The sequence below is a fragment of the Bacillus sp. FSL M8-0277 genome (assembly GCF_037975305.1).
Lineage (GTDB): Bacteria > Bacillota > Bacilli > Bacillales > Bacillaceae > Bacillus > Bacillus pumilus.
In genome coordinates, this window is record NZ_CP150255.1 from 2,137,196 (window position 1) to 2,150,683 (window position 13,488).

General features: G+C 42.7%; 16 protein-coding genes. 2 read left to right on the plus strand and 14 right to left on the minus strand.

The window, feature by feature from the left end; translation table 11 throughout:
* Nucleotides 1–166: 166 nt before the first annotated feature.
* Nucleotides 167–1,423: an MFS transporter gene (locus tag MKZ05_RS10640; RefSeq protein ID WP_339160062.1), complete on the plus strand. Its 1,257-nt coding sequence runs from the start codon at nt 167–169 to the stop codon at nt 1,421–1,423.
* A gap of 36 nt (nt 1,424–1,459) precedes the next feature.
* Here MKZ05_RS10640 and MKZ05_RS10645 read toward each other — a convergent pair whose 3' ends face one another.
* Complete coding sequence (locus tag MKZ05_RS10645) at nt 1,460–1,897, minus strand: peptidylprolyl isomerase (protein WP_339160064.1); 438 nt, start codon at nt 1,895–1,897, stop codon at nt 1,460–1,462.
* Between the two features lie 321 nt (nt 1,898–2,218).
* Between MKZ05_RS10645 and MKZ05_RS10650 the strand changes: the two genes are divergently transcribed.
* The gene (locus MKZ05_RS10650) at nt 2,219–3,103 is read left to right on the plus strand and encodes a DUF1002 domain-containing protein (protein ID WP_339160066.1); all 885 of its coding nucleotides are present in this window, start codon (nt 2,219–2,221) and stop codon (nt 3,101–3,103) included.
* A gap of 38 nt (nt 3,104–3,141) precedes the next feature.
* Here the strand turns inward: MKZ05_RS10650 and lysA are convergent, their stop codons facing one another.
* The 13 genes from lysA to MKZ05_RS10715 form a co-directional block, all read right to left on the minus strand.
* Nucleotides 3,142–4,467: a diaminopimelate decarboxylase gene (gene lysA, locus MKZ05_RS10655; protein WP_339162405.1), complete on the minus strand. Its 1,326-nt coding sequence runs from the start codon at nt 4,465–4,467 to the stop codon at nt 3,142–3,144.
* Between the two features lie 116 nt (nt 4,468–4,583).
* A complete protein-coding gene (locus MKZ05_RS10660; RefSeq protein WP_106918382.1) occupies nt 4,584–6,065 on the minus strand; it encodes a spore germination protein in 1,482 nt (493 codons plus the stop codon).
* Entirely contained in the window at nt 6,010–6,618 is a 609-nt protein-coding gene (locus MKZ05_RS10665; protein ID WP_003216039.1) for a stage V sporulation protein AE, read from the minus strand. Before MKZ05_RS10665 ends, MKZ05_RS10660 begins: the two co-directional genes overlap by 56 nt.
* A 6-nt stretch (nt 6,619–6,624) precedes the next feature.
* A complete protein-coding gene (gene spoVAE, locus MKZ05_RS10670; protein WP_003215479.1) occupies nt 6,625–6,975 on the minus strand; it encodes a stage V sporulation protein AE in 351 nt (116 codons plus the stop codon).
* On the minus strand, nt 6,975–7,991 hold the full coding sequence (gene spoVAD / locus MKZ05_RS10675) for a stage V sporulation protein AD (RefSeq protein ID WP_003215736.1): 1,017 nt from the start codon (nt 7,989–7,991) through the stop codon (nt 6,975–6,977). Before spoVAD ends, spoVAE begins: the two co-directional genes overlap by 1 nt.
* Before the next feature lie 12 nt (nt 7,992–8,003).
* Complete coding sequence (spoVAC, locus tag MKZ05_RS10680; RefSeq protein ID WP_003215687.1) at nt 8,004–8,456, minus strand: stage V sporulation protein AC; 453 nt, start codon at nt 8,454–8,456, stop codon at nt 8,004–8,006.
* A 19-nt stretch (nt 8,457–8,475) separates the two neighbouring features.
* The gene (locus MKZ05_RS10685; protein WP_044141069.1) at nt 8,476–8,892 is read right to left on the minus strand and encodes a stage V sporulation protein AB; all 417 of its coding nucleotides are present in this window, start codon (nt 8,890–8,892) and stop codon (nt 8,476–8,478) included.
* Nucleotides 8,882–9,502 carry a stage V sporulation protein AA gene (locus MKZ05_RS10690; RefSeq protein ID WP_003215534.1) on the minus strand — a complete coding sequence of 207 codons (621 nt, stop codon included), beginning with the start codon at nt 9,500–9,502 and terminating at the stop codon, nt 8,882–8,884. Before MKZ05_RS10690 ends, MKZ05_RS10685 begins: the two co-directional genes overlap by 11 nt.
* A gap of 114 nt (nt 9,503–9,616) precedes the next feature.
* Entirely contained in the window at nt 9,617–10,384 is a 768-nt protein-coding gene (sigF, locus tag MKZ05_RS10695) for an RNA polymerase sporulation sigma factor SigF (protein WP_003215778.1), read from the minus strand.
* Between the two features lie 13 nt (nt 10,385–10,397).
* A complete protein-coding gene (gene spoIIAB, locus MKZ05_RS10700; RefSeq protein WP_012010447.1) occupies nt 10,398–10,838 on the minus strand; it encodes an anti-sigma F factor in 441 nt (146 codons plus the stop codon).
* A complete protein-coding gene (gene spoIIAA, locus MKZ05_RS10705; protein WP_044141066.1) occupies nt 10,835–11,188 on the minus strand; it encodes an anti-sigma F factor antagonist in 354 nt (117 codons plus the stop codon). Before spoIIAA ends, spoIIAB begins: the two co-directional genes overlap by 4 nt.
* A gap of 163 nt (nt 11,189–11,351) precedes the next feature.
* Nucleotides 11,352–12,539, minus strand: coding sequence for a D-alanyl-D-alanine carboxypeptidase family protein (locus tag MKZ05_RS10710; protein WP_339160070.1), 1,188 nt, complete (start codon nt 12,537–12,539; stop codon nt 11,352–11,354).
* A 124-nt stretch (nt 12,540–12,663) separates the two neighbouring features.
* Nucleotides 12,664–13,476, minus strand: coding sequence for a purine-nucleoside phosphorylase (locus MKZ05_RS10715; protein WP_050943816.1), 813 nt, complete (start codon nt 13,474–13,476; stop codon nt 12,664–12,666).
* Nucleotides 13,477–13,488 lie beyond the last annotated feature (12 nt).

Genomic DNA, 13,488 nt, shown 5'->3' on the forward strand with positions numbered 1-13,488 from the left:
CGGTACATTATAATTTTATTTTATCGACGTATGATTGTCAAATTTCCTTCCTCTTTCAAGATGAAAGTGTTGACTTTAAAATGTTTTGTTGGTTATCCTTAACAGGAATCATAATATACCGATCAGTATATTATACTTTTTAGTACAAAAGGAGACGACGACATGCATGGTGAAAGAAAAAATCATTTCCATAGAACATCTTGATTTGGAAACGGCTCATTTACAAAACAAACCGAAGCAAGCGATGACTCGCTATATGGCTCTGCTTTTTGCGTCAGCCTGCGGGATGGCAGTTGCAAACATATACTTTGCACAACCGTTATTAGACTCCCTCGCATCCGAGTTTGGCATCACCTATTCATCCATTGGCATTGTCATTACGATTACTCAGCTTTGTTATGCACTAGGACTGCTACTGATCGTACCACTTGGTGATCTGTTCAATCAAAGGCGGCTCATCATGGCTCAGATGCTAGTATCCGTGTTATCTCTGATTCTAGTCGGCATCGCCCCTACTGCCACCGTCCTGTTTATAGGGCTGGCTTCCGTCGGCATGCTTGCTGTGGTCACTCAGGTACTCGTAGCGTTCGCAGCGACATGGGCTGCTCCTGAAGAACGAGGCCGTATCGTGGGCTTGGTTCAAAGTGGCATTGTGATTGGTATTCTTCTCGCACGAACGTTTGCTGGTGTACTAACCGATCTCGCCGGCTGGAGGTCAGTCTATCTCGTGTCTGCCGTTATGATGCTCATCATAACCGCCGTGTTATACCGGTATCTCCCGCGGGCTGACAGCGAGAGAGCGTCAATATCCTATATGAAGCTGCTTGCTTCAATGTTTACATTGTTCAGACAAGAACAAATTCTGCGCATCCGAGGCATACTGGGTTTTCTGATCTTTATCGTGTTTGGTACGTTGTGGACTTCGCTCGTGCTGCCTCTCAGCAGCTCGCCACACAATCTTTCACATACGGCGATCGGTGCATTTGGTCTTGCTGGAGTTGCCGGAGCATTAGGCGCTACTCGGGCTGGAAGCCTTGCTGATCGAGGCTTAGGACAATTAACAACTTGTATAGCCCTTGTCCTATTATTCGTTTCATGGTTTTTTATTTTTTTCACTGAATATTCACTCATTTTATTAATCATAGGTATTATTATTCTTGACCTATCTGTGCAGGCCGTACATGTGACCAACCAAAGTATGATTTTCACAGTGCTGCCTGAGGCGAGAAGCCGGCTCACTGCTGCTTATATGATTTTTTACTCCATCGGCAGTGCGACTGGTTCCATTGCTTCCACTAGCATATACGCAAACAATGGCTGGAGCGGAGTATGTTTATTTGGCGCCTCTGTTAGCGCTATTGCCCTTTTATATTGGTTCATCACCTACCGCCTCACGGAACAAATAACCGTAAAATCAGATTGATAATAAAAAAACACCGCGTTTAAACGGTGTTTTGGATTAAGCATCGAAAACTTCGACTTTTTCCATTCCTTGGCCTTGTTCCATATCTAGAACAGCCTCGATACCAGATGTTACTTTGCCAAAAACAGTGTGAACACCGTTTAAGTGCGGCTGCGGGTCATGGACGATAAAGAATTGGCTGCCGCCCGTGTCTTTTCCAGCATGCGCCATTGATAATGAACCTCTTTCGTGTTGATGTGGATTCCCTTCTGTTTCACATTTAATTGTGTAACCAGGACCGCCTGTTCCATTACCGTTTGGATCGCCACCTTGGCTTACGAAGCCTGGGATGACGCGGTGGAATTTCAATCCATCGTAGAAGCCTTCATTCGCTAATTTTTCAAAGTTTGCTACTGTACCTGGAGCAGCCTCTGGGTATAGTTCAAACTCAAGTTTCTTACCATTCGTTAGTTTTATGTATCCTTTTTTTGCCATTTTTCACATTCTCCTTTCAGGTTAAACAACGCTCATTATAGCACATTTTCGGTCATGTTAAACATCCCCTGCTCTTTGATTGTGATTTACCTCTTTTCTTAGGATTGATACAATAGAAGAGCTTGATCCTTTTTTCCTATTAAATTGATAACAGAATGAGCAACAGGTCTTTATTTATTGGAAAAGGAAAACATCTTAAAAAGAAAATTGAAACGTCGAATCGATTTGTTACGTCTATATGATGGAGTACATTTCTTTACGTGTACTCAAAAGATGAGTTTCTCTTGAAAGAGGAACCCTTTCGACTTGAAGGAGGTCAACATGTTTAAAAAATCAATGCTTAGTATGATGGCAGCGCTCCTTTTCCTCATTGGTGCGCCAAAAGTCAGCTTAGCGGATGCAGCTGTCGGCGATGTCATCGTCACACTTGGGCAAGACTTAACTCAGGCTGATCGCCAAAAGGTGCTTGACGAGTTGAATCCACCTGAAAATGCGACAAAAATTGAAGTAACCAATAAAGAAGAGCATGAATATTTAGGAAAGTATATCCCCCGTTCTTCTATCGGGACGAGAGCATTATCATCTTCATCTATCACCATTGAAAAATCAGGTACTGGTCTGACTGTGGATACACATAACATCAAGACCATTACAGATGAGATGTATTTAAATGCATTAATGACAGCCGGTGTCAAGGATGCCAAGGTTGTTGTGACTGCACCGTTTGAAGTTTCTGGTACAGCCGCACTGACGGGTTTATTAAAGGCCTATGAAGTGTCTAGCGACAAAGCCATTCCAGAAGATGTGAAGCAGGTAGCAAACGAAGAGCTTGTGACAACGTCTAAATTGGGTGACTCCATCGGGAAAGACAATGCTTCTGCCCTTATTGCAAAAATCAAGGATGACATTGCGAAAAATGGTGTCCCTAAAACAACAAAAGAAGTAGAAGAAAAAGTGGATCAGGCTGCTTCTGATTTAAACTTAAATCTAACGCAAGATCAAAAGGATCAGCTTATTTCTCTATTCGATAAAATGAAGAACATCAATATCGATTGGAACCAGGTAGGATCTCAAATCGATAAAGCAAAAGACAAGATTACGAAATTCATAGAATCAGATGAAGGGAAAAACCTACTTCAAAAGATTTGGGATTTCTTTGTCTCCATTTGGAACGCGATCGTCTCTGTATTTACTGGAGGTAAATAAGTCATTATAAAAAGCTGCCTGATGTACAGGCAGCTTTTTTACGTAGATGATTTCACTTTTGATTGATAAGGTAAATCAAGTTTGACAATGTCCGCATATGTTTCACGTTCAACCACAAGCTGCGCTTCCCCGTCTTCTACAAATACAACAGCCGGGCGCGGGATGCGGTTATAGTTATTTGACATACTGTAGCCGTAAGCTCCGGTACAAAAGACAGCTAATAAATCTCCTTGTGATAACTCTGGCAGATCGATATCCCAAATAAGCATATCTCCGCTTTCACAGCATTTCCCTGCAATAGAAACTGTTTGATTGTGCGATTGGCTCATTTTGTTGGCACTTGCTGCTTCATATTTCGCTTGATATAATGCTGGACGAATGTTGTCACTCATTCCCCCATCTACCGCAACATAATCGCGAATGCCAGGTACGTGTTTTGATGAGCCGATCGTATAAAGCGTTGTCCCAGCATCTCCAACAAGAGAGCGGCCTGGCTCAATCCAAATCTCCGGCATATCAAACTCATAGCGTGTCACGTTCTCTTTTACAGCTTGGATAATTTTCTCGACGTATTCTGTCGCAGGAAGTGGTTCATCTTCTTCTGTATAACGGATGCCAAAGCCGCCGCCTAAGTTTAACACGGCCGAAATAAAACCAAATGATTCTCTCCATTCATCCAGCTTCAAAAAGATCTTGTCTGCTGCAAGGACAAAACCAGCTGTATCAAATATTTGTGATCCGATATGGCAATGAACGCCTAACAGCTCGATCACTTCTGATCCAAGCACTTGTTTCACCGCTTCATCTGCTTGTCCATTGTGAAGGTCAAAGCCAAATTTGGAATCCTCTTGGCCTGTTGTAATGTAATCATGCGTATGCGCTTCGACACCTGGTGTGATACGGAGCAGCACTTTCACCTGTTTTGACAGCTCTTGACCAAGCTCTTCAATGAGCTTCATTTCGTAGAAATTATCTACAACGATACAGCCGATCTCGTGCTCTAACGCCATTTTTAATTCATCTCTACTTTTATTGTTGCCATGGAAATGAATTTTTTCTACCGGAAACCCAGCGCAAATGGCTGTGTGAAGCTCCCCGCCTGATACGACATCAAGAGATAATCCTTCTTCCTTGGCAAGCTGAAACATCGCGATGGAGGAAAATGCTTTACTCGCATATGCTACCTGCGCTTTTAACTCTTCTTCTATAAATGCTTTTTGAAAGCTTTTTGCACGCTCCCGTATTAAAGCCACATCATATACATAAAGTGGTGTCCCATACGTTTCAGCTAAAGAAACGGCATCAACACCACCAATTTCTAAATGACCGAGTTCATTTTGTCTGCAAGTGCCGTGTAAATACAATGTCATTCCCTCTTTCTCCGCCTCGGCTGAAAAAAGACAGCTGCGTGAGCTGCCTTTTTGCCGTTTCTCAAAGTTAAAAATACAATATCACAATCTTCAGCCACTTTCAATGAGCGTTAAGAATTTGGCGGAATTTTTGATCTGTTTTGAGGGTGAACAATGCTTGGCCTTACTTTTGAGCCAGGAACAGACGTCCGAATCAGCACTTGCCACAAAGCCTTCCCGTTAAAAGGAAGAAATGGCCACATATAAGGCGTCTGCAATGAACGAATGGATGTTAAGTAGATGAGTAACAACGTAAAACCAATGATGAGTCCATTCAGCTTAAAGATCGCCACGAGCGCTAATATGATGAGTCGTACAATCTTATTGGCAACACTCAGCTCATAGCTTGGGGTTGTAAATGTACCGATTGCCGCTAGTGAGACGTATAAAATGACCTCTGGTGTAAATAAACCGACATCAATGGCAATTTGCCCAATTAAAACAGCCGCAATCAGCCCCATGGCGGTCGACAATGCAGTTGGCGTATGAATCGCAGCCATCCTTAAAAATTCCACCCCAAAATCAGCTAGAAATACTTGTAAAATCACTGGGATATGGGACGGTTTGTTAAAGCCAATATAGCTTAAATTATCTGGCAGAAGACTTGGTTCAAGGATAAACAGAAACCAAATTGGTAAAAGAAACGTTGAACATAAAATGCCTAAAAAGCGTACCCATCTTAGGAACGTACCAACTGCAGGTGCTTGGCGGTATTCTTCTGCATGTTGAACGTGGTGAAAAATGGTGGTTGGCGTAATGATGACACTAGGAGATGTATCCGTAATAATGATGACATGCCCTTCTAGTATATGGTTAGCGGCGACATCTGGACGCTCGGTGTAACGTACAAGGGGAAAGGGATTGTATCCTTGTTTAATAATGAATTCTTCAATCGTTTTATCAGACATCGTCAGCCCATCGACTTTGATTCCTGACACTTCTTTCTCTATGATATCGACAAGATCTGGGTCCGCAATATCTTCAATGTAGCAAACACATACATCCGCTTTCGAACGTTCGCCTACTTTGAGCATTTTGTATCTCAGTTTTTCATCTCGCACCCGTCTTCGTATAAGTGCTGTATTGACAATAATGTTTTCAACAAAACCGTCTCTTGCGCCCCGGACAACCTTTTCTGTATCCGGCTCCTCTGGCATTCTGCCAGGATAGCTTCTGACATCAATGATAAATGCGTAGTTTTCACCTTCAACTACAACTGCCACAAGGCCCGACAGCACTTGGTCTACCGCTTCATCAAGTGTTTCAACCTTTGAGACCTGCTGATTGACAAGACGATTCTCAATCACACGGGCCATGTCATCTGATTCAGGTTCGTTGTCATTGATTTCAACTAGCTCTTTTAATAAGTAGATGACATACTGTGTATCACACAGTCCATTTACATAGTAAAGTTGGATTTCCTGATCGTGTATATAAATTTTCCGCACGCCAAGGTCAAAGCTGAGACCCATTCCGACATTTTCTTTAAAGTAATCTTCATTTTTCTTCGGATCTCGGTACACGTTTACCTTGTCTTTCTTCATGGAAACCACTCCTTTCTAAAATTAATTCAACTGCTTTCATTGTGATCGGAGATCCTTTGCTCAGATCATCTTTCCGTCCCATTTTGCCAATATCTCCAATTCCAACAACAAACGGCAGATCGAGCGAGTCAAGACAATACACGGTATCTCCGCTCATTTTATGAGGCTCCATTTCGGGAAGACCATGCTTGTCGACACCGTATTCTGTCAGTTCACCCTCCCGGTCAATGGAAACATGAACCTTTGTCCATTCAGCTTGATGCGTTTTGGATGCAACGGCGATCGCCCCAATGACTTCAATTTCAGGATGACGCGCCACATGCTTCATCGCTATCTCCCCTGTTCCTTCACCTGTCAGGCCAGAATCATCAAACATGACAAACACTGGATCATTCGGCGTTTTTAAAATCATCTGCACAAGTTCAGGTCCTGTTCGTTTGCTTGGATTTCCTTTTGAGCTGGAAATACATCGCCCACCGACATTTTTAGCAGCAAGCTCAATGGTTTTGGCAGCATATATATCTCCGTCTGTCACTAAAATGACTTTTCGTCTTTGCCCCATATTAGGTTATCCTTTCGGTTTAAAGATAAGAGCGATAATAAATGAGAATAAAATCGCAGCTGAAATTCCAGCAGAAGTTAATTCAAAAATACCGATCCCGATTCCGATGAACCCGTGTACATCTGCCTGATGCATCGCTCCATGAAGCAAGCTATGACCAAAGCTGACGATTGGTACGGTTGCGCCCGCACCCGCAAATTCAATAAATTTATCATAAATACCGAATCCGTCTAAGATGGTGCCCGCCACAACAAAGGTGGTCATGACATGTGCAGGCGTAAGTTTGAGTATGTCTAGTAAAAGCTGACCAATGACGCAAATAAGTCCGCCTGCAACAAAAGCGATAAGATAATCCATTAGCTCTCTCCTCCTGCACGCTCAAATACGACACCGTGCGCAATGGTTGGAATGGTCTCTTTTTGCTGGACCATCATTGGACTTAGAAGCGCTCCGGTTGCCACAACGAGTACTCTTTGCAGATTTCCTGCTTTCATTTCTTGAAAAATGTGACTAAATGTCACAACAGCTGAACAAGCACAGCCGCTCCCACCAGCGAATACATTTTGATCGGGTGTATAGATGATTAAACCGCAATCATCATGCTTTCTCCCAAGCTGAATGCCTTCTTCCTTCAGAAGATCCTTTAAGATTGGTGAACCAATACCAGATAAATCCCCTGTTAAAATCAGATCGTAATCGTCCACCGTTCTTCCGAGGTCTTCTAAATGCTGCTTGATGGTATCTGCCGCTGCCGGAGCCATAGCCGATCCCATGTCAAATGGATCTGTAATTCCAAGATCCATCACCCTGCCTACTGTAGCGCTTGTAATTTGAATTGGAGAGGTCTCCTGGCTAATAATAACGGCTCCGCTCCCAGTGACGGTACTTGTGGCTGTATCTGGCTTTTGTCCGCCGTATTCTGTTGGATTACGAAATTGGCGTTCTGCCGTTGCATTATGACTGCTTGTCGCTGCAATGGCTCTATTGGCAAAACCGCCATCAATGAGTGCTGACGCAATGGCGACCGATTCCATTGAGGTTGAGCATGCCCCAAACAAACATAGAAACGGGATTTTTAGTTCTCTCGCCACATAGTTTGCTGTGACGTTTTGATTAAGTAAATCTCCTGCCAGCAATAGATCAATATCGCTTTTTTGCAAATTTGCTTTTGATAAAGCACTGGATATCGCATCTTCCATCAGTTTTCTTTCAGCCATTTCCCAGTTCTTTTGATCACAATGCATTTCGTCATACGTTTTATCAATTAAATGACCAATCGGTCCTTCTTTTTCTTTCGGCCCTGCAGCTGTTCCCTCTGCATTGACGTAAAGCTTATGCTCAAAAACCCAAGATTGTTTACCTGTTAGTTTCACGTTTCATTCCTCCTACGAAAACATCTTTTCCAAGACGTATCGAATGATCCCTACGACATATGCCGAGACGACACCAAATACAATGACGTTCCCAGCGAGCTTAAACATATTTGTGGCAACCCCTAAAACAAGCCCTTCACTTCTATGCTCAAGGGCAGCACTTGTCATACTGTTTGCAAATCCTGTCACCGGAACAGCCGATCCCGCTCCGGCAAACTGGCCGATTCTATCGTAAATACCGATACCAGTTAATATAGAAGAAATTAAAATGAGGGTCGCCACTGTTGGGTTCCCTGCTGTTTTTTCATTAAAATCAAAAAAGTGAATATAGAAATGTTGCAGCCCCTCGCCTATGGCACAGATCAATCCACCAACAAGAAAAGCCTTGATGCAGTTGAGGACATAAGGAGGTTTAGGCTGATACGTTTTCACCTTAGATGGATAGTTCTCTTTTAAACTCGACACGGTTGTTCCCTCCAAATTTTTAAATATAAATCAGCCAATGGAATAGTGAACCAAATACTTTGCCTAAGACAATGGCCATGAGAAGCAAAACAATTTTCCCGTCCATTCCAATTCTTTTCGTTAATATAGGAAGTACATTTAATACTTCAGTCAGCGCAGCTGCAAGCATGCCGACGAAAATGCCTGCTAAAAGACCGATCGGGAGCGCCAGCCATTTGGATAAATGCAAATGCACCTCGCTCAAGGTTGCCCAGCCGCCAACGACCGCCCCGGTGATGACAGCTGCCTCGTATCCTTGTATGAAGCGCTGCGTTTTCGTTAATTGCATTAAACGAGGGATGATGCCAAGCACTGTGAGAAATGCCACAAACCCTGCTCCTACCGTTAAACCGCCGCCAAGTCCAACTAACGCGACAAAAAGCCACTTACCGATCATGGATATCTTTCATTGTCTCTTTATTTTCTTTAAGGGCGACATAATGATCGAGATCGAGCTGATATTTAAACATCTCCACTTCGAGCGGGCTTGGTTCTTCATTTAAACGCTTTTTAAATACATGATTGAAAAATAAAATCATGCCAAAGCCTAGTCCGAAGCTATATGGAATTTGCAATAAATAAGGATGCTCAACCGTTTTTCCTGTGATCATTTCATATAGGCGGATATGAACGAGCCGCATACTGACATCCTCGTGGAAATTCATAATGGCAAGCGCCGCTCCGACAAATAATAGGAGCCACACGAACACAAATAAAATCGGAGAAAGCTGGCGTTTGCCTGTATCAATTTCAACAATGGCTTCAGCGCCTCCGACGGTTTGAATGTCGATGTCTGGCCATGTTTTTTTGATCGTTTTGACCACATGCATGATATCAAGAACGGCGATGTGACGATCCTTTTTACTGACATGATATATCGGCATCTTGCTAAGCTTTTGTACAGCAAACTCATCACCAGTGATTTGGGCGATATCTTCTAAATAAATGAGCTGATCATTACCGGTCTTAATGCGATGGCGCAGCCGAAGAAAGATTTGTCCGTCCATCCAAGTCACTTCCTATACGATGGGTTAAAAATAGTATGTGGTGAAAAATGGTTCTCATACCGAGAGAACTTGATTTACCGGTAATTACCACACGAAAAAAGCCAGCCGAATTGGCTAGCTCTCTTTTTGATCCATTTGCATTTGGATTTGTTTTAAAATTTTCTTTTCGAGCCGCGAGACTTGTACTTGTGAAATGCCGAGTCTCTCCGCTACCTCAGATTGTGTTTGGTCTTTATAATATCTTAAGTACACAATGAGTTTTTCTCGTTCTTCTAATTCCTTGATCGCTTCTTTCAGCGCGATTTTATCAAACCATCTTTCTTCTGAATGATCGGCAATTTGATCAAGTAATGTAATCGGATCCCCGTCATTTTCATACACCGTTTCATGAATCGACGACGGCGTTCGGACCGCTTCTTGGGCGAGGACGACATCCTCTGGTGTGATATCAAGATATTCGGCTATTTCCTGGACGGTCGGCATTCTTCCGTGAGACTTAGACAATTCATCTCTTGCCCGCCGGATTTTATTACCAAGTTCCTTTAGTGACCGGCTGACTTTGACTGTTCCATCATCTCGAATGAATCGCTGGATTTCACCAATGATCATTGGGACAGCATAGGTCGAAAACTTCACATCATATGACAAATCAAATTTATCAACAGATTTTAGCAGTCCAATACAGCCAATTTGAAACAAATCATCTGGTTCATATCCTCTATTTAAAAAGCGCTGAACAACGGACCAAACAAGACGCATGTTTTTTTCTACGAGGAGGTCTCTTGCTTGCTGATCACCGTCTTGGCTTTTTTTGATGAGCTCTTTGACTTCATCATTTGACAGCTGGGCTTTTTTTGCTTGCTTTTTTACCTCCACATCCATATGAGCAGCTCCTTTAATTACAAAGCGCTTTGCTTTTTGATAGATGCTTTGTTAAACGGATGGTTGTGCCCATTTCTGGAGATGAGTCTATCATGACATCATCCATAAAATTCTCCATAATGGTAAAGCCCATTCCAGAGCGTTCTAAGTCTGGTTTTGTCGTGAAAAGCGGCTGTCTTGCTTCCTCAAGATCTGTAATGCCCATCCCTTCGTCACGGATGGTGAGGTACACAACATGGTCATCAAGTGTGACTTCGATATGCACCTTGCCATCTGGATTCCCATCATAGCCATGGATAATGGAGTTTGTCACCGCCTCTGACACAACGGTTTTGATTTCTGTTAATTCATCTAATGTCGGATCAAGCTGGGCGATAAACGCCGCGACTGTTACCCTCGCAAAGGATTCATTTTGACTTAAAGCAGAGAAGGTCAGGTTCATTTCATTCCTCATGATGCCACCCCCAATGTTTGCAATGCCGTTTGCTCTGAAGGCTCCATACGGATGATTTTAAATAAGCCAGACATATCAAATAACCGGTTCACTGCTGGCGAAATAGCACAGACGACCATTTCTCCGCCAAGCTGTTTAATTTCTTTATATCTTCCTAAAATCACTCCGAGACCTGAGCTGTCCATAAACGTTAAATCAGCCAAATTCAGCACAATGTGGCGAATGTCCTCTGTTTCCAAATAATTCGTCACCTTTTGTCTCAATGTTTCTGCGGAGTGATGATCGAGCTCTCCTGTTAATCGAATGCAAAGTACGCTCTCTTTTACTTGAAAATGAATATCAAGGCTCATCTTTTTATTCCTCCTTGCTCTAATTTTCGGATAAAGATTGTTTCTCTTTTTTATCAAGTAAATCCTTCACCATGACAAAACTAGTGACCATTCGTCACATTTAGATGTTCTTTTCTTCTTCCTCATAGCAAAAAGACTGCCTGTTTCAGCAGTCTTTCACATTTTATTTCCATTTCACAAATTCAGCCATCGCTCGTTTGAAGAATGTCCAAACGCCCGCTTTTTCCATTCCTTCTTTGGCTTGTACAGGGCTTTCATGCAGCACTTTTCCGTCTTTTTTCAAGACAATGGTTCCAAGTTCCTTTCCTTTTGAGAATGGAGCCGTAACATCCTGAGACAATTTGATTTCTTTTTTAATCTGATCCACATTTTCGCCTTTTTTCGTTAAAAGGGAGATTGGTTCAGAGGTGACAAGCTGAATTTTTTTCTTTGTCCCTTTGCTTACCTTGATTTCAGCTACATCTTGTCCTCGTTTGTAAAGTGGGTGTGTGGTGTATTGACTAAATGCATAGTCTAACATTTTGACCACTTGAGCGTTTCTGTCTTTCGGTGTACTTGCGCCGAAGACAACTGCAATGACGCGCATGTTTCCTTTTTTAGCGGTTGCGGTCAAACAGTATTTGGCTTCGCCTGTAAAACCTGTTTTCAACCCATCGACACCTGGATAAAATTTAATCAATCGGTTCGTATTCACAAGCCAGAATTTTTTATCGGTGTTTTGACGGAGATAGTCTTCGTAGACCCCTGTGAATTTGGTGATTTGTTCATATTTCAACAGCTCTTTTGCCATTTTTGCCATATCATGAGCTGAACTGTAATGGTCTTTTTCAGGAAGTCCTGTTGGGTTTTGAAAGACCGTAGAGGTGAGGCCGAGTTCTTTTGCCTTTTTGTTCATTTGCTCCACAAACTGTTCTTCAGATCCTGCAATATGCTCTGCCATGGCAACTGAAGCATCATTTCCAGACGCAATCGCAATGCCTTTCAGCATTTCTTTCACGGTCATTTCTTCTCCAGGTTCAAGGAAGATTTGTGACCCTCCCATTGAAGCTGCATAGTCGCTTGTTCTTACCTTGTCAGTCATTTTCAGCTTTCCTTGATCAATGGCTTCCATGATGAGAAGCATCGTCATGATTTTGGTCATACTTGCGGGTGCCAGCTTTTCATCGCTGTTTTTGTTGTAAAGCACTTTTCCCGTGTCACGTTCTATTAAGATGGCTGATTTGGCTTCGTGCACCAATTCTGATGTTTGTTTTTCTTCTGGTTTTTCAATCTTTTCTTTTGCTATCGCTGATGGTGAAACCATTGAGATAAGGATCATTAAAATAAACAATGCACATATATGACGTTTCAAGTGGCAGACCTCCATTATCGTAATCCTTTCTATTTTTTCCTCATCGAGGCTGTTTTATTCAGAGATCGTATGATTGCCATAAAAAAAGCCTTCTGTCGATAAACAGAAGGCTTCTTAAAACATGCTATGAGAGTTGTTTGACAATGTCTTTTACTAAATCAAGGAAACTCGCTTTCACTTTTTCCGTTACTTCAATGACTTCATCATGAGACAGCGGCTGATCTAAAATACCTGATGCCGCATTAGAAATGCATGAAATACCTAGCACTTTAATTCCTGCATGACGCGCAACAATCACCTCTGGGACCGTCGACATGCCTACAGCATCTGCGCCAAGTGTTCTGAGGAAACGAACTTCAGCCGGTGTTTCATATGAAGGACCTGTCATCCCTGCATAAACACCTTGCTGTACAGATATGCCTAACCGCTGAGCTGTTTCTTCTGCAAGTGCCAGCAAATCTTTATCGTATGGGGCAGACATATCAGGGAAACGAACGCCTTGACTGTCATTTGGTCCAATTAATGGATTGGTCCCCATCATATTGATATGATCTGTAATCAGCATGAGATCGCCTGGATGGAATGAAGTATTCACACCGCCGGCTGCATTTGTCACGATGCATGTCTCAATGCCAATTTCTTTCATCACACGGACTGGAAACGTCACTTGCTTCATATCATATCCTTCATAGAAGTGAAAACGTCCTTGCATCGCACATACGACAGTGCCTTTCAGCGTCCCGATGACGAGCTGTCCTGCATGACCCTCTACTGTTGACACAGGGAATCCAGGAATATCTTCATATTTCAATTTGATTGGATTTTCAATCTCATCTGCTAAAATGCCAAGCCCTGAACCTAAGATCAATCCAACTGTTGGTACGTATGTCGATGCTTGTTTAATGTATGCCGCCGCTTCTGAAAACTGTGCTCCCACGAGATTTCCCCC